Here is a 15,900-nt window from a genome sequence, read left to right on the forward strand (position 1 = left end):
CGCGCTCACGGCCGGTAGGCGAAGGGCAGCTCGTGGTGGGAAACGGGCAGCGTCTCGACCCGCATCCACGGGTACCGCTGTTCGACGGTGCGCGCCAGGGCCGCGCCGTCGTGGTACCGACTGCGCAGCGCGACGACGACGGTGACGCCGCCCGGGACGGCTTCCAGCGCTTCGAGCGCCGCCGCGGACGGCCTGCGCGGCGGCCAGTACGTCGGACGGGGACCATCCGCGACCGCCGCGGCGAGGCGACCCGACTCGACGGTCGGCGGCCAGTGTCCTCGTGTCTCCCAGAGTGCGAGAGCGCGTTGCCGCGTGCTCGACGGGGCCACGAGCGCCGGTAGCGCCCGGATCAGGACGCTCGGCCGCATGCGGGCGAAGACATCGGTCGGGTCGAGCAGGGTCATCGTGCGCACCCGCTCGGGACGCGCGAGAGCATGAGCGACCGCGATCTGCGCGCCGTAGGAGTGGGCGAGCACCGCGGCGGACGGCGCACCGACGCCGTCGAGGACCTCCCCGACCCACGCCGGCCAATCCGCGCGGGAGTGGAAGGCACGCCGTTCGGTCCCGCCAGCGTCGCCCGGCAGGTCGGGCGCGATCACCCGGAACCGCTGCGCGAGGTCCTCGGCCTGCGCGAACCACACCGCCGCGGTACCACCGCCGCCCGGCAGGCACAGCAGCGGCGGCGCGTCGTCGTCACCCGCGACGAGCACCCGCGTGCGGGCGAGGTCACCGTCGACGACGAGCCGCCGGACGGGGACGCCCCACTGCTCGACCACGGCGTCGTAGGCGTCTTCGAACCGGTCCACGAAGCATTCCTCTCGATCATCGAGATATTTGACCGTCAAGATACCTGATATCGTCACCGCGTGAGCGACAACGAGCACCTCGTGCACGCCCTGCGCGCGGCGGCGCTGCGGTGGGAGCGCGAGATCGCTGCCTTCGGCGCGCGGCACGCGCTCGGCGACACCGACGTACGGGCACTGATCGCGTTGCTCGACCTGGAGCGGGCGGACGCGCCCGCCACCCCCGGTGCGCTCGCGGCGGCGTTGCGGCTGAGCTCCGCGGCGTGCACCGCCCTCGTCGACCGCCTCACGGCCGCCGGCCTGGTCGAGCGCGGCCCCGACCCCGACGATCGCCGCCGGGTCCGGTTGCTCGTCACCCCGGGCGCGCGGCGCCTCGGCGAGGACTTCTTCGGCGATCTGATCGGCCCGATCCGAGTCGCGGCGGCCGCGCTCACGCCCGCAGAAGCAGAGGTCGTGAGGCGTTTCCTCGCGTCCGCCGTTACGCCGTGAGCGGAAACACGCGGCGCGCGGGAATCGACACAGTGCGCGCGAGGTTGTCCCACGTGGAAAACTGGTAGCTCTCCCGCTCGCGCGGGGAGCACTGCGGTTGGAGGTAGCCCATGGACGAGCAGTCCCACATGTACGAGCTGGAGTTCCCCGGCCCGTCGGTCTCGGACACCGACGGCAACGGCCCCGTGCTGGTGCACGCGCTCGACGGCTACGCCGACGCCGGACACGCGCTGCGGCTCCTGCGGCAGCACCTCAAGGACAACCTCACCACCGAGCTCGTCGCGTCCTTCGACGTCGACGAGCTGATCGACTACCGTTCCCGCCGCCCCTCGATGACCTTCGAGGACGGCTTCACCGGCGTCGACGAGCCCGAGCTCAACCTCTACGCGGTGCGCGATTCCGCAGGCAAGCCCTTCCTGCTGCTCGCCGGCGCGGAGCCGGACCTGCGCTGGAACGGCTTCGTCAGCGCGGTCGCCGGCCTCGCCGAGCGGTTCGGCGTGCGCACGGTCGTGGGCCTGCACGCCATCCCGATGGCGGTGCCGCACACCCGGCCCGTGCCGGTCACCGCGCACGGCAACAACCCGGACCTGCGCAGCGAGCTGCGGTCGTGGGACGGCGGCACCATGCGCCTGCCCGGCAGCGCCGCGGGCATGCTGGAGCTGCGCATGGCTGACAAGGGCTACGACACGCTCGGCCTGTCGGTGCACGTGCCCCACTACCTCGCGCAGAACGACTACCCCGAGGCCGTCCTCGGCATGCTCGGCGCGCTGGGCAGCTCCGTCGGCCTGCAGCTCCCCGAGGGCGATCTCGCGGTCGAGTCCGCCGAACTGCGCGAGCAGATCGACGCCCAGGTCTCGTCCAGCTCGGAGATCTCCTCGGTGGTCGAGGCGCTGGAGCAGCAGTACGACGAGGCCGCGCAGCAGCCCCGCGAGCTGCTCATCGCCGACGGCGAGGCCATCCCCACCGGCGACGATCTGGCCAGCGAATTCGAGGCCTTCCTCGCGGAGCAGGCCGGCGACGAGGGCGAGAACGGCACCGCGTCGTGACACAGGTGCGTCAGCGCGTCGCGCTGATCCACGGCCACCGCCGGGCCTACCGGATCGGCGGCAGCGGACCCGCTCTGCTGCTCATCCACGGGATGGCCGACAACTCGTCGACGTTCGAGCCGATCCTCGAGCGCCTCGCCGAGCGGTACACGGTGATCGTGCCCGACCTGCTCGGGCACGGACTCTCCGGCCGCCCGCGCGCCGACTACTCGCTGCCCGCGTTCACCAACGCCATGCGCGACCTGCTGCTCTACCTCGGCATCGAACGCGCGACGCTGGTCGGACACTCGCTGGGCGGCGGCATCGCCGGCCAGTTCACCTACCAGTACCCGCAGATGGTCGAGCGGCTCGTCTTCGTCAACACCGGCGGCGTCACCCGCTCCGTCTCCCCCGTGCTCAAGGCGGTCTCCCTCCCGATGTCGGAGGTCGCGATCCGCTCGCTCGCCCTTCCGGGCGTGCTGCCCGTCGCGAGCGCCGCGCTGGGTCTGCTGGGCCGGGTGCCGCTCAAGCTGTTCGTCGACAACGCCGAGTGCGCCCGCGTACTCGCGGGCCTGCCGCACGCGGGGACGCCGCGCGCCTTCGCCCGCACCCTGCGCGCCGTGGTCGACCCGTTCGGCCAGGTGGTGACGATGCTCGACCGCACGTACGTCGCCGAGTCCGTGCCCGTGCTCGTGGTGTGGGGCTCGGACGACCCGATCATCCCCGTCGAGCACGCGCACCTGTTGCACGCCTCGCTCCCGTCGTCCCGCCTTGAGGTGTTCGACGGTGCGGGCCACTTCCCGTTCCGGAGCGACCCGGAGCGCTTCCTCGCGGTGCTGACCGGGTTCATCGACGACACCGATCCCGCGCGGCTGACGACGGCCGACCTGCAGGACGCCCTGCGGCGCGACGCGGATCTCGACGCCGACCTGGACACAGGCGCCGAAACGCCCGCGTAACCGGACGGGGCGCCGCCCGTAATCCGGCCCGCCCACACTGACGAGCAGTCAGTCGTGAGGAGGCCGCGATGAGTTCCGAGGTCCTGCCCTTCCGGGCCCGTCCGTACGTGCCCGACCTGTGCTTCGCGACGATCCACGGGCACCGTCGCGCCTACCGGATCGGGGGCACCGGCCCGGCCGTGCTGCTGCTCCACGGCATCGGCGACAACTCCCTGGTCTGGGACTCCGTCCTGGCGCCGCTCACCGACCGGTTCACCGTGATCGCCCCGGACCTGTTGGGCCACGGCCTCTCCGACCGGCCGCGCGCCGACTACTCGGTCGCGGCGTTCGCGAACGGCATGCGCGACCTGCTCTGCTACCTCGGCATCGAGCGCGTCTCGGTCGTCGGGCACTCGCTGGGCGGCGGCGTCGCGGGGCAGTTCGCCTACCAGTACCCGGAGATGGTGGAGCGGATCGCCTTCGTGGCGCCGGGCGGGGTGGACCACGACGTCTCGCCGCTGCTGCGGCTCCTCTCGCTCCCCTTCGCCGAACAGCTCGTCGCGCTCACGGCCCTGCCGGGCGCGAAGCAGGTCCTCGCCACCGCGCTGCTCGCCGCGGCCGCCGTGCCCAGCCCCGTGCGCCCCGACGCGGTGCAACTGCGCCGCGCGCTCGACCGGATGCCGAACACCGCCTCCCCGCACGCCTTCGCGCGGACGCTGCGCTCCGTGGTCGACCTGCGCGGCCAGGTGGTCACCATGCTGGACCGCTGCTACCTCACGGCCGAGGTCCCCACGCTCGTGGCGTGGGGCTCCGACGATTCCATCATCCCGGCATCGCACGCCGAGGTGCTCCGGGCGGCGCTGCCGTCGGCGCGCGTGGAGGTGTTCGACGGTGTCGGCCACTTCCCGATGACGGAGGCGCCCGACCGGTTCCTGACGCTCCTCACGGACTTCCTGACGACCACCTCGCCGGCGCGGCTGGCGCGGACCCACCTGCGCGACGGGCTGCGGTCCGCCGCCGGCGTCACCGTCGCCGCGCCGGCCCAGGAGCTGGGCTGAGCGGCCACGATCGCGGCCCGTAGAGTGAGATGAGTGAACCTCACCGACCTGCTGCCGTCCGACCCGACGGCCGACGCGGTCTTCGAGGCCTTCCTGGAGTGGACCGAGGATCGCGGCATCACGCTCTACCCCGCCCAGGAGGAGGCCCTGATCGCGGCGTGCTCGGGCGCCAACGTGATCGTGGCGACGCCCACCGGCTCCGGCAAATCCCTGGTGGCGATGGGCGCCCAGTTCGCGGCGCTCGCGCAGGGCCGCCGCACCTACTACACCGCCCCGATCAAGGCCCTGGTCAGTGAGAAGTTCTTCGCGCTCTGCGAGGTCTTCGGCACGGAGAACGTGGGCATGGTGACGGGCGACGCCGCGGTGAACGCCGACGCCCCGATCGTGTGCGCCACGGCGGAGATCGTCGCGAACTTCGCGCTGCGCGAGGGCGCGGACTCGGACATCGCCCAGGTGGTGATGGACGAGTTCCACTACTACTCCGAGCCCGACCGCGGGTGGGCCTGGCAGGTGCCGCTGATCGAGCTGCCGCACGCGCAGTTCGTGCTCATGTCCGCCACGCTCGGCGACACCTCCTTCTTCGAGGAGGACCTCACCCGCCGCACGGGACGGGAGACGGTCCTCGTCGCCGGGGCGGAGCGCCCGGTGCCGCTCCACTTCGCCTACTCCACCATGGCGATCCAGGACCAGATCGTCGAGTTGGTCACCACGCACCAGGCGCCCGTGTACGTCGTCCACTTCACCCAGCAGTCCGCGGCGGAGCGCGCCCAGGCGCTCATGTCGCTCCCGCTGGCGAGCAAGGAGGAGAAGGCGGCGATCGCTGCGGCGATCGGCGACTTCCAGTTCACCACTGGCTTCGGCAAGACCCTCTCGCGCCTGATCCGCTCCGGTGTCGGCGTGCACCACGCCGGCATGCTCCCCCGCTACCGACGGCTCGTGGAGAAGCTCGCGCAGGAGGGCCTGCTCAAGGTCATCTGCGGCACCGACACGCTCGGCGTCGGCATCAACGTGCCGATCCGCACCGTCTACCTCACGGGCCTGACCAAGTTCGACGGGAACCGCACGCGCCACCTCCGGGCCCGCGAGTTCCACCAGATCGCGGGCCGCGCCGGGCGCGCGGGGTTCGACACGATGGGCACCGTCGTGGTGGCCGCGCCCGAGCACGAGATCGAGAACGCGCGCCGGGAGGCGAAGGCGGGCGGGGATCCCGCGAAGCTCAAGCGCGTCCAGCGCAAGAAACCGCCCGAGGGCTTCGTCTCCTGGGGGAAGGCCACCTTCGAGAAGCTCGTCGCGGCGGATCCGGAACCGCTGGTCTCGCGTTTCTCGGTGACCAACTCGATGCTGCTCAACGTGATCGCCCGGCCGCAGAACTGCTTCGAGTCGATGCGTCACCTCCTGGAGCAGAATCACGAGTCGCGCCGGAACCAGCTACGGCACATCAGAACCGCGATCACGCTGTTCCGCGGCCTCGAATCGGGCGGCGTCGTCGAGCGGCTCGCCGAGCCCGACGAGGACGGCCGGCACGTGCGGCTCACCGTCGACCTGCAGCCCGATTTCGCCCTGAACCAGCCTCTCGCGCCCTTCGCGCTCGCGGCGCTGGAGCTGCTCGACGCCGAGTCCCCGGAGTACGCCCTCGACGTGATCTCCGTGATCGAGTCCGTTCTCGACGACCCGCGGCCCGTGCTGCGGGCGCAGCAGAACGCAGCGCGCGGCGCCGCGGTGGCGGAGATGAAGGCGGACGGGATCGACTACGACGAGCGGATGGCGCTGCTCGAGGACGTCACGTACCCGAAGCCGCTGGAGGAGCTGCTCGTCCCCGCGTTCGCGACCTACGCCGCGGGGCACGCCTGGGTGACGCAGTTCGAGCTCTCGCCGAAGTCCGTGGTGCGGGAGATGATCGAGCGCGCGATGACCTTCAACGACCTGGTCTCGAAGTACCAGCTGGGCCGCTCGGAGGGCGCGGTCCTGCGGTACCTGTCGGACGCCTTCCGGACGCTGCGGCACACCGTTCCCGAGGCGGTGCGCACGCCGGAACTCGACGACTACATCGCCTGGCTGGGCGCGCTGGTGCGGTACGTGGACAGCTCGCTCGTCGACGAGTGGGAGGAGATGACCTCCCCGGACCCGGTGAAGGCGCACGCCTCCGCCCCGGAGATCGGGCGCTCCACGTCGCTGACCTCCGACGAGCGGGCGTTCGCAGTCATGGTGCGCAACACGATGTTCCGGCGCGTGCAGCTCGTCGCCGAGGAGGAGTACGACCTGCTCGACGCGATGGACCCCGGCGTCGACTGGTACGCGGCCTTCGACGACTACTACGAGGACTACGACGACATCGAGACCGGACCGGACGCCCGTGGCCCGCAGCTGTTCTCGCTCGATACGTCGATGCCGCGGGCCTGGAAGGTGCGGCAGACGATCGCCGATCCCGACGGCGACCACGGCTGGGCCATCACGGCCGTCGTCGACCTCCCCGCGTCCGACGAGCGCGGCGACGTCGTGCTCGTGGACGTGGAGGTCGTCTCGGGCTGACTAGCCCCGGACGACGGCGTCGAGGCCGGCGAGCGACTGGTCGAGGTACTCCGGCGGGAACGGCGGCATGGAACCGACGAAGTCCCGGAAGGACTGCGGGGTGTCGGTCCAGTCGTAGGTCAGCGTGACCTGCGTGCCGTCGTCCGACGGTGCGAGGTCGTACCGCCACCACCAACCGCCGGCCTCCCAGGCACCCTCTCGACTCGTTCCGGGCAACCACCCGATGACGCGGTCCCGCTCGAAGTCGGTGACCTTGTTCTCCATCACGTAGTCGCCGCCCGCCTGCTCGAGGTACATGTTCACGGAGAACATCTGCCCGACGTGGTCGAGCGGGGCGGGGTCCACCGCGGCGCGGACCCAATCCGTGGGCTCGATGTCCTGGTGGCGTGCGGGATCGGCGAGCGCGGCGAAGACCCGATCGGGGCTCGCGGCGATGACTCGGGTGGTGGACATCCGCTCGGACATGGTGACTCACTCTCTGCTGTGTCTCCACGGCGCGCGTCGGCCCGCACGCCATGTTCACAGCGTACACATGAAGGCCTCCGGCGGCGCCGGATCGCGGATATCCGCCGCGGGTCAGCGTGCGGGCGCGGCCTCGACGCCGCCCTCGTCCGTCCCCTGCGCCGCGGCCGACTCCACGGTGGGGGTCGACTCCACGGCGGGGGCCGACGCCGTGGGCGTCGGCTCCGACCGCGGGGTCTCCGGCGCGCTCGTGCCGGAGACCTCGACCACGGTCGGCGCATCGGTGGGCGATGCGGGAGCCGCCGGCTCGGGCGTCGCCGGGCCACTGGGCGCCGGCTCCGTCGTCGATCCCCCGGAGGCGTCGGCCGGTGCGCTCGTCGCGGAGACGGGCGTCGTCGCGGGTTCGACGGAGACCGGGCGCGCCCCGGACGAGGGGCCGGCCGCCTCGTCCGCGCCGAACGCGGACGAGGTCACCGCGGGCGCCCCCGGCTCCCGGGTGCGCGCCGCGCCGTCCGATGCGTCGCCGGGCGACGCGACCCCGGCCGTGCCGGCCGGCGCGGCGGTCACTGTCGGGCCGGCGGGCCGGAAGACGTCGGCGACGACCTTCTGCACCTGGGTGATCGCGTCCTCGACCGCGATGATCACGATGCGCACCGCGGTCTCGAGGCTGTTCTGCACGAAGTAGACGGCGCGCTCGACCGCGCTCGGGTTGAGCGCGCGCGGGTCGACGCCGGTGCGCACGATGCTGCCGTCGGCGCGGGTGATCTCGAAGTAGCCGATCACGGGCTCGTGGTCGGACACGGGATCCGCTCCCGCGACGGGGATCTGCACCCAGCGGACCTTCGCGCCGCCGGTGGTGCCCACGTAGTCGAGGGTGTCGCGGTAGCCCGTATAGCCCTGTTTGGCGACGAGGGTGTTGGTCACGGAGTCGTAGGTGAAGGGCAGGGCGCCGGGGTCGAACAGGTCGATCCCGCTCCGCGCGACGAGCTGCTGGAACTCCGTGAGTCCCTGGGCGTCCGGCCTCCCCTTCCCGGCGAAGTACTCGGTGTTGAAGTCGCCCCCGTAGATCACGGGCGCGCCGTCCGCGGCGAACGTGTCGACGAAGCGGCGCAGCTCCGCGGCCTGCTTCATGCGGATGTCGTGGGTGCGCGAAGCGCGGTCGTTGATCGTGTCGTCGGCCTGGGTGTGCATTGCGACGACCCAGAACTCCTGGCCGTCCTTCTCGATCCGGGCCATCACCGCGCCCTTGTTCGCGAACATGTCGGGGGCGAGCGGGGCGTAGTTGGTGTAGACGTACTGCTCCGACTGCGCGATGGGGTACTTGCTCACCACGGCGACGCCGCCGTTGACCGACCAGAGCGCGTCGCTGCAGGCACCGAACACCCCGGCGCAGCTCTCGCCGAGGCGCGGCGTCTGATAGGTGTAGCCCTGCTCCCGCAGGCCGTCGAGGATCGCGCGGCCGGCGGTGCCGTTCACCTCGCTGAGCAGCAGCACGTCGGCGCCGCTCGCGGCGAGCTGGTCGACGGACGCCCGCACCCGGGCGTCGGAATCGGCCTGGGTCCCGGAGACCGCGTTGAGGATGTTCGGCAGCTGGTACATGTTCCAGGCCTGCACCTTGACCTCGACGGGTGCCGCCGGCGCGGGTGCCTGCGCGGGCGCGGGCCGCACCACGGGCGGCACCGCCGTGGTCGCCGCCGCGGCGGGAGCCGCCGTCATCGCGCTGATCCCCGCGAACGCCATCACCGCGACCGCCGTCGCCCCGAGCCCGCCTCGCCGTGCCATCGTCCCCGCCTTCGTCCTTGCGATACCAAGGAGAGATTAAACCGGACGTCGCGCCGATCCGGTGGGCGATCTCGTGCGGCGGCGCGAGCGGCAGCGGGCTACTTCCGGCGGGGCCGGTTGCGGGCCGCGCGCGCCTCGATGACCCGCTGCTCCTCGGCGCGCACCGCTTCGAGGCCGGCGCGCTCGTCGATCAACCACTGCGGCGGATCCGCGAGGAGGGCTGTGATCTCCTCGGTGGTCAGCGCCTCGCCCACGCCGGCGCGCTGCAGGCCCGAGATCGACACGCCCAAGCGGGCGGCGACGAGGTTCTTCGGGTGCGGCCCGTTCTTCCGCAGATCCTGCAACCACTGCGGCGGCTCGGCCTGCAGCGCGGCCAGCTCGTCGCGGGTGATCGCCTTCTCCTGGAACTCCGCCGGCGTGGCGGGCAGGTACACGTCCAGCTTCTTCGCCGCGGTCGCGGGTTTCATGGACTGCGTGTTCGGCCTGCTCATGCGGACCAGCCTATCGGTAATCTCATGCCGTGACCTCATCGCTTCCGCCGGGCCTGCGGCTCGGCTACGTCCCCGGCGCCACGCCCGCCAAATGGGCCCGCATCTGGGGCGAGCGGCATCCGGACGTCCGACTGGACCTCGTCCCCCTCCCGGCGGCGGACGCGCCGGACGCGGTCCGGGACGGCACCGTCGACCTGGCGCTCCTGCGCCTGCCCGCGGAGACGAGCGGGCTCGCGACGATCGCGCTGTACGAGGAGCAGGTGGTCGCGGTGGTGCCGAAGGAGCACCACGCCGCGGCCGCCGACGAGCTCGCCGCGGCCGATCTCGACGGGGAGCCGACCCTTCTCCCCCACGACGAGGCCCTGCACTGGGACGGCGCCCCGGGCGCGCCGGTCGAGCACCGACCGGAGACCACCGAGGCCGCGATCGAACTCGTCGCCGCGGGCCTGGGCGTGCTCCTCGTGCCGCAGTCGCTCGCGCGGCTGCACCACCGCAAGGACCTCACGTACCGGCCGGTCATCGACGCACCGCCCTCCCCCGTCGTGCTCGCGGTCCTCGCGGGCGAGCAACCGGAGGCCGTCGCGGAATTCATCGGCGTGGTGCGCGGCCGGAAGGCGGGCTCGTCCCGGGGCCGCGCCGAGCCCGCACCCAAGCGCACCGCGCGGGAGAAGACGCTCGCGAAGCAGGCCGCCCGCGCCGCGGCGGGCAAGAAGGCCGCGACCCCGAAGGCCAAGCCCGGCAAGCGCCCCCGCCGCTGAGCTCAGCCGAGCGATTCGATCCACTCGTCGACGGCCTGCACCTCGGCCTGACGCGGGAAGACCTTGCGCACCAGCACGCGGTGCACCTCGGGATCGTGGTCGGCGCAGGCGTCGGCCAGGACCGTGAGGCCGTAGTCGAGATCGCCCGCGTAGCGGACCGTCGACAGGACCACCCCACTCGTCGAAATGCCTGCGAGCACCAGGTGATCGGCCTGCAGGCCGCGCAGCACCACGTCGAGATCGCTGCCGCTGAACGCCCCGAACCGGCGCTTGACCACGACGGGCTCGCCCGGCAGCGGCGCCACCTCGGGGACGATCGCCGTGAGCGGGGAGACCTCGGTCATCGAATCGCCGCCCTCGCGGAGCATGGCGAAAGCCCGGTTGGTCGGCGGGATCTCGGGATAATCGGGCCGGAAGGCGACGCGCACGTGCACCACCGGCACGCTGTGGTCGCGCGCCGCCGACAGGGCACGTGCGGCGGAGGCGAGCGCCGCGGCGCCGGCGCGCTCGGCACCGTCGACGATGCCTCGCTGGTAGTCCATGAGGATCAGAACGGAACGCGATTCGGCCATGCGTCCAGGCTAGCGCTCAGCGCAGCGCGTCGAGATCCACCCGCACGGCGAACGGTGCCATCGCCTCGAACGCGCCGGTGGCCTCGACGGACTCGTACGCGCCATCCACCAGCGTGAGGATTTCGAGCCGGACGTCCGCACCGTCGAGGTCGACGATCCAGTAGTGCGGGATCCCGGCCTCGGCGTACTCGTGGCGCTTCATCACCAGGTCGGTCCGGCGGGTGCCGGGCGACAGCACTTCGACCACGAGCACCACGTCCGTGCCGGAGATCCTCCTGCTCGCGACCCCGGTCCGGACGACGACCACATCAGGGGCGCGCACCGTGGCCGGCGTACGGGCGTCGAGCACCACGTCCACCTCCGGGTAGACGTCGAACTGCTCGGGCGCCGCGGCATCGAGCGCTGAGAACAGACGCCCACCGGCACGTTGATGTTCCGGCCTCGGCTTCGGCGACACGATCAGGACCCCCTCCTGAAGCTCCGCGTGCGACGACGAGTCCTCCCCCAAGGCGTCCCACTCCTCCAGCGAGAGGAGGTGTGGGCGGGTCGCTGCGGTCATGGCGCCATCGTACGCCCGGTTCGGCCAGGTCACACGGTAGATCCTGCGGCCGCGCGGGCGATCTCGGCGAGGCGGGCGAAGCCCTCCGTCTTCGCGCTGGACGCTCGGTAGGCGAGGCCGATCCGGCGGCCCGGCGCCGGCGCCGCGAACCGTGCGGTCGCCAGATCCGTGCCGCGCAGTTCGACGGCGACCGCGGGCTCGGGCAGCAGGGTGACCCCTAAGCCGCCTGAGACGCACTGCACGATCGTCGCGAGCGAGGCCGCCCGGGTGTCGCCCATGACGCCGACGCCCGCCTCGGCCTGGCGGCACAGGTCGAGCGCCTGGTCGCGGAGGCAGTGTCCCTCGTCGAGCAGCAACAGCTGCAGCCCGGACAGGTCGTCCGCGGTCAGGTCGTCGCGGCCGGCGAGCGGGTGACCGGGCGGCACCACGAGGACGAACTCCTCGTCGTAGAGCGGGATCTCGGCGACCGACGAGCTGTGCACCGGCAGCGCGAGCACGGCCACGTCGATCCGGCCGGAGCGCAGCGCGTCGAGCAGGCGGGCCGTCTGGTCCTCGACGACGGTGACCGCCAGATCGTCGACCTCGGCGCGCAGCTGCGGCAGGAGACGAGGCAGTCGATACGGCGCGACCGTCGGGATCATGCCGAGCCGGAGCGTCCCCCGCAGCTCGCCGGTGAGGCCGGCCGCCGAGCTCACCAGCTCCGCCGCGGACGCCACGATGACGGAGGCCTGTTCCAGCAGGGCCATTCCCGCCTCCGTGATGAGCACTTTGCGCGTGCTGCGCTCCACCAGCTGTACGCCGAGCCCGGTCTCGAGCGAGGCCAGCGCCTGCGACAGCGACGGCTGGCTCACGCCGAGCGATGTCGCCGCGGTGCCGAAGTGGCGCGAGCGTGCCACTGCGACGAAGGCGCGCAGCTGCGCGAGGGTCGGCTGATAAGGCTGATCGGACATACCTATCAGTCTAGTGCCATCCATCACCTTTGCTTTACAAAGATGTGATTCGCTCGGCACAGTGGTCTCCGAAAGCAACCCCGCCCGCGCGCCCATACCCCGGGTCGCACCTCGGGCTCATCGATACCCAATGAAGGAGTCATCTTGCCTCTCTTGACCATCGGCGACCAGTTCCCCGCGTTCAACCTCACCGCCGTGATCGGCGGCGACCTGTCGAAGGTCGACGCGCAGCAGCCGGACGACTACTTCACCACCGTCACCAGCGATGACTACGCCGGCAAGTGGAAGATCGTCTTCTTCTGGCCGAAGGACTTCACCTTCGTCTGCCCCACCGAGATCGCCGCCTTCGGCAAGCTCAACGACGAGTTCGCCGATCGTGACGCCCAGGTGCTCGGCGCCTCGGTCGACAACGAGTTCGTGCACTTCCAGTGGCGCGCGCAGCACGAGGACCTCAAGACCCTCCCCTTCCCGATGCTCTCGGACCTCAAGCGCGAGCTGGCGCAGGCCTCGGGCGTGCTCAACGCCGACGGCGTCGCGGACCGCGCGACGTTCATCGTCGACCCCAACAACGAGATCCAGTTCGTCTCCGTGACGGCCGGTTCCGTGGGCCGCAACGTCGACGAGGTGCTCCGCGTGCTGGACGCCCTGCAGTCCGACGAGCTCTGCGCCTGCAACTGGAAGAAGGGCGACCCGACCCTCGACGCCGGCGAGCTGCTGAAGGAGAGCGTCTAAACACATGTCGATCGACAACCTGAAGAACGCGGTCCCCGAGTACGCCAAGGACCTCAAGCTCAACCTCAGCTCGCTCGCGCGCTCCACCGAGCTCACCGAGCAGCAGCTGTGGGGCACCTTCCTCGCCTCGGCCGCGGCCACCAAGAACGCGACCGTCCTGCGCGAGATCGCCGAAGACGCCGCCGATACCCTGTCGGCGGAGGCCTACCAGGCCGCCCTCGGTGCCGCCTCCGTCATGGGCATGAACAACGTCGCGTACCGGGCGAAGGGCTTCCTCGGCGCCGACTACGCCCAGGTGCGCATGGGCCTGCGGATGAACATCATCGGCAACCCCGGCGTCGACAAGACCGACTTCGAGCTGTGGAGCCTCGCCGTCTCGGCGATCAACGGCTGCGAGCACTGCGTCGCCGCCCACGACGACGTGGTCCGCAAGGCCGGCCTCACCAAGGAGCAGGCCTTCGAGGCCGTCAAGGTCGCCGCCACCGTGCAGGGCGTCGCGCAGGCGATCTTCGCCGCCGAGACCCTCGCGACCGCTTCGGTCTAGCCTCACCGCTTCACAACACGACGGTGCCCGCCCCTCCTCGCGAGGGGCGGGCACCGTCGTTCTCGTACGCGTAACGAACAGCTCGCGGCCACCGACCTACGGTCATGCGGCAGAACCTGGTGGTGGCGCTCCGCGTCGCAGCCCTCATCGTCCTCCTCACCGCGGCGGTCGCTGCGGCGACCGCCGCGCACCCCCGCGATGCCGACCACACGGAGTTCGCCCACGAACTGGATCGAGGCGCGGTCGTTCAGGTGGCGCTGCCGGATTCCTCGTCGAGCTCGATCGACGACGAGACCGTCTGGACCGCGACGTGGTCGACGGGGCCGTTCCAATGGCGCCGGGGCCCCATCACCGACCGGCTGCAGACCCCCGTCGCCGAGTTCACAACCGCCATGCGGGCTCGCGGGGTCCGCGTCACGACGAAGGACGACGACGCCGAGCTGCTCGCCTGGCCCCTGCGCGGACCACCATGGGTCACGACCGTCATCGGGCTGACCATGCTGGCCACGCTCGTCGCCATGCTGTCCTCACGCCCCATCTACGGCACCCGGTGGGCATGGTTCTGGATGTTCGTCATCGGGCAGCTGGGCGCCCTGCTGTACCTCGTGCTGGAGCCCGCCCCGCTCTGGCGCCGCGGCACGGGCTCCGCGCACGGCCCGGCCGCCGCGGGCGATCCAGAGGGCGCGGGGCCACGGCCACCACGCTCTCGATGGAACGGGCTGCAAGGCGTCGCCTGGTCGATCCTCCTGCTCATGGCCGGCGCGATGGCCTCCTCCGGAATCGGCTGGCTCGCGGCGCGCGTCCTCCCCTGAACGCCCCGGGAGGATTCCGTCACGGTCGCCAGGAGCCGGCCTCCTGGCGGGTCGCGTGGTTGACCCGGTTCCAGAGGTTGATCTGCCCGACCGCCAGGACCAGCGCGGCCAGCTGGTTCGCGTCGAACTCGTCCGCGGCGGCGTCCCACAGCGCGTCCGGCACGGCCTCGGGGTGCCCCGCGAGCGCGGTCAGCTCCTCCGTGAGCTCGAGCGCGATCCGCTCGGCGTCGGAGAAGTAGGGCGTGTGACGCCAGGCGCCGACGGCGAAGAGCTTGTCGTCGGACGCGCCGTGCTTGCGGGCCATCCGCCAGTGCCCGTCGAGGCAGGTGCTGCAGCTGTTGAGCTGACTGGCCCGCATGTTGACCAGCTCCAACAGCTCCGGCGACAGCCCCGAGGCCGCCACCGCCTCGCCCAGCTTCGTCAGCGCATCCAGCGCCCCGGGCAGGGCGAAAGCGGGGTTCGTCATCCGTGCGGTCATGTCGGTCTCCTCTGTCGGTCACACTCGGGGCGGGCGCCCCGTCATACACCTGACGGATCGACGACGGAGGATGTGACACATGGACCTGAACGACTTCGAAAGCGCACGGCCCCGGCTGCTCGCGGTGGCCACGCGGATGCTCGGCTCCCCAGCCGACGCCGAGGACGCGGTGCAGGAGGCGTGGCTCCGGGCCGACCGGGCGGACTGGGACGGCACCGTCGACAATCCGGCCGCGTGGCTGACGACCGTCGTGTCGCGTATCTGCCTGGACCGCCTGCGCGCCCGTCGCGAGACCGCGTCGCTCGACGACGTCGACCCCGCCGACCCTGCGCCCGCGCCAGACGACGAAGCGCAACTCGCGGAGTCCGTCGGTGCGGCGATGGGCGCGGTCCTCGACGACCTCGGGCCGGCGGAGCGCGTGGCCTTCGTCCTACACGACGTCTTCGCCGTGCCCTTCGACGACGTGGCGGCCATCCTCGGGCGGAGCCCCGCCGCGACGCGCCAACTCGCGAGCCGCGCCCGCCGGCGGGTGGCCGGGACGCCCCGGCCGGACGCGGCGCGGACGGACGCGGTGCGCGCCTTCCTCGCGGCGTCGCGCGACGGTGACTTCACCGCCCTCGTCGAGCTGCTCGACCCGGACGCCGTCTTCCGCACGCACACCGACGGTGCGGCCACGTCAGTGCTGACCGGCGCGCCCGCGATCGCGGAGGCCTTCCTGTTCAAGGCGAAGACGGCCCTGGTCGCGCTGGTCGACGGCGTGCTCGGCTACACCGTGCGGCTGCCCGGCGCGCCCAGCTACCTACTGCTCGGCGACGTGACTTTCACCGCGGACGGCCGGATCGCCGCCCTCGACGTCACCCTGCGCGCCGACGAGGTGGCGGGCAGCGAGGTGGTCCCGCTCTGACACGTGGAACGACG

Annotated in this window: 18 protein-coding genes; 10 read left to right on the forward strand and 8 right to left on the reverse strand. The window is 71.9% G+C overall.

The annotated features are described in order from the left end of the window. Nucleotides 1-5 precede the first annotated feature (5 nt). Nucleotides 6-806: an alpha/beta fold hydrolase gene (locus LB823_RS05505; RefSeq protein ID WP_224645758.1), complete on the reverse strand. Its 801-nt coding sequence runs from the start codon at nt 804-806 to the stop codon at nt 6-8. A gap of 60 nt (nt 807-866) precedes the next feature. Between LB823_RS05505 and LB823_RS05510 the strand changes: the two genes are divergently transcribed. The 5 genes from LB823_RS05510 (at nt 867) to LB823_RS05530 (ending at nt 6,842) form a co-directional block, all read left to right on the forward strand. Beyond that, nucleotides 867-1,292, forward strand: a complete 426-nt coding sequence (locus LB823_RS05510) for a MarR family winged helix-turn-helix transcriptional regulator (protein WP_224645759.1) — start codon at nt 867-869, stop codon at nt 1,290-1,292. Between the two features lie 110 nt (nt 1,293-1,402). Beyond that, nucleotides 1,403-2,338, forward strand: a complete 936-nt coding sequence (locus LB823_RS05515) for a proteasome assembly chaperone family protein (protein WP_224645760.1) — start codon at nt 1,403-1,405, stop codon at nt 2,336-2,338. Next, complete coding sequence (locus LB823_RS05520; protein ID WP_224645761.1) at nt 2,335-3,276, forward strand: alpha/beta fold hydrolase; 942 nt, start codon at nt 2,335-2,337, stop codon at nt 3,274-3,276. Before LB823_RS05515 ends, LB823_RS05520 begins: the two co-directional genes overlap by 4 nt. A 68-nt stretch (nt 3,277-3,344) precedes the next feature. After that, the gene (locus LB823_RS05525; protein ID WP_224645762.1) at nt 3,345-4,313 is read left to right on the forward strand and encodes an alpha/beta fold hydrolase; all 969 of its coding nucleotides are present in this window, start codon (nt 3,345-3,347) and stop codon (nt 4,311-4,313) included. A 33-nt stretch (nt 4,314-4,346) separates the two neighbouring features. Next, nucleotides 4,347-6,842 (forward strand): RNA helicase, encoded by a 2,496-nt coding sequence (locus tag LB823_RS05530; protein ID WP_224645763.1) that lies wholly within the window; start codon nt 4,347-4,349, stop codon nt 6,840-6,842. On the opposite strand, the gene LB823_RS05535 is transcribed toward LB823_RS05530, so the two are convergent. From LB823_RS05535 to LB823_RS05545, 3 genes are all read right to left on the reverse strand, one after another. Then, the gene (locus LB823_RS05535; protein ID WP_224645764.1) at nt 6,843-7,307 is read right to left on the reverse strand and encodes an SRPBCC family protein; all 465 of its coding nucleotides are present in this window, start codon (nt 7,305-7,307) and stop codon (nt 6,843-6,845) included. A 111-nt stretch (nt 7,308-7,418) separates the two neighbouring features. Further along, the gene (locus LB823_RS05540) at nt 7,419-9,086 is read right to left on the reverse strand and encodes a sphingomyelin phosphodiesterase (RefSeq protein ID WP_224645765.1); all 1,668 of its coding nucleotides are present in this window, start codon (nt 9,084-9,086) and stop codon (nt 7,419-7,421) included. 98 nt (nt 9,087-9,184) lie between these two features. Then, complete coding sequence (locus LB823_RS05545) at nt 9,185-9,577, reverse strand: DUF5997 family protein (protein WP_224645766.1); 393 nt, start codon at nt 9,575-9,577, stop codon at nt 9,185-9,187. Nucleotides 9,578-9,606: 29 nt separating this feature from the next. Between LB823_RS05545 and LB823_RS05550 the strand changes: the two genes are divergently transcribed. Continuing rightward, nucleotides 9,607-10,335: a LysR family transcriptional regulator substrate-binding protein gene (locus LB823_RS05550; RefSeq protein ID WP_224645767.1), complete on the forward strand. Its 729-nt coding sequence runs from the start codon at nt 9,607-9,609 to the stop codon at nt 10,333-10,335. Nucleotides 10,336-10,337: 2 nt separating this feature from the next. On the opposite strand, the gene LB823_RS05555 is transcribed toward LB823_RS05550, so the two are convergent. The 3 genes from LB823_RS05555 to LB823_RS05565 are packed head-to-tail and all read right to left on the reverse strand — an operon-like array spanning nt 10,338 to nt 12,416. Continuing rightward, complete coding sequence (locus tag LB823_RS05555) at nt 10,338-10,907, reverse strand: cysteine hydrolase family protein (RefSeq protein ID WP_224645768.1); 570 nt, start codon at nt 10,905-10,907, stop codon at nt 10,338-10,340. A 16-nt stretch (nt 10,908-10,923) separates the two neighbouring features. Continuing rightward, a complete protein-coding gene (locus tag LB823_RS05560) occupies nt 10,924-11,466 on the reverse strand; it encodes a Uma2 family endonuclease (protein ID WP_224645769.1) in 543 nt (180 codons plus the stop codon). A 29-nt stretch (nt 11,467-11,495) separates the two neighbouring features. After that, nucleotides 11,496-12,416, reverse strand: a complete 921-nt coding sequence (locus LB823_RS05565; RefSeq protein WP_224645770.1) for a hydrogen peroxide-inducible genes activator — start codon at nt 12,414-12,416, stop codon at nt 11,496-11,498. 144 nt (nt 12,417-12,560) lie between these two features. On the opposite strand from LB823_RS05565, the gene LB823_RS05570 reads away from it, so the two are divergent. The 3 genes from LB823_RS05570 (at nt 12,561) to LB823_RS05580 (ending at nt 14,504) form a co-directional block, all read left to right on the forward strand. Beyond that, a complete protein-coding gene (locus tag LB823_RS05570) occupies nt 12,561-13,148 on the forward strand; it encodes a peroxiredoxin (protein WP_224645771.1) in 588 nt (195 codons plus the stop codon). Nucleotides 13,149-13,152: 4 nt separating this feature from the next. Next, nucleotides 13,153-13,692: a carboxymuconolactone decarboxylase family protein gene (locus tag LB823_RS05575; protein ID WP_224645772.1), complete on the forward strand. Its 540-nt coding sequence runs from the start codon at nt 13,153-13,155 to the stop codon at nt 13,690-13,692. 104 nt (nt 13,693-13,796) lie between these two features. Beyond that, complete coding sequence (locus tag LB823_RS05580) at nt 13,797-14,504, forward strand: hypothetical protein (RefSeq protein WP_224645773.1); 708 nt, start codon at nt 13,797-13,799, stop codon at nt 14,502-14,504. A 19-nt stretch (nt 14,505-14,523) separates the two neighbouring features. On the opposite strand, the gene LB823_RS05585 is transcribed toward LB823_RS05580, so the two are convergent. Beyond that, nucleotides 14,524-14,982: a carboxymuconolactone decarboxylase family protein gene (locus LB823_RS05585; RefSeq protein ID WP_224645774.1), complete on the reverse strand. Its 459-nt coding sequence runs from the start codon at nt 14,980-14,982 to the stop codon at nt 14,524-14,526. Nucleotides 14,983-15,061: 79 nt separating this feature from the next. Here LB823_RS05585 and LB823_RS05590 point away from each other — a divergent pair, with 79 nt between their 5' ends. Continuing rightward, nucleotides 15,062-15,886, forward strand: coding sequence for a sigma-70 family RNA polymerase sigma factor (locus LB823_RS05590; RefSeq protein WP_224645775.1), 825 nt, complete (start codon nt 15,062-15,064; stop codon nt 15,884-15,886). Nucleotides 15,887-15,900: the final 14 nt, after the last annotated feature.

Origin of the sequence: Tsukamurella sp. M9C (assembly GCF_020169415.1) — a bacterium.
Classification (GTDB): domain Bacteria; phylum Actinomycetota; class Actinomycetes; order Mycobacteriales; family Mycobacteriaceae; genus Tsukamurella.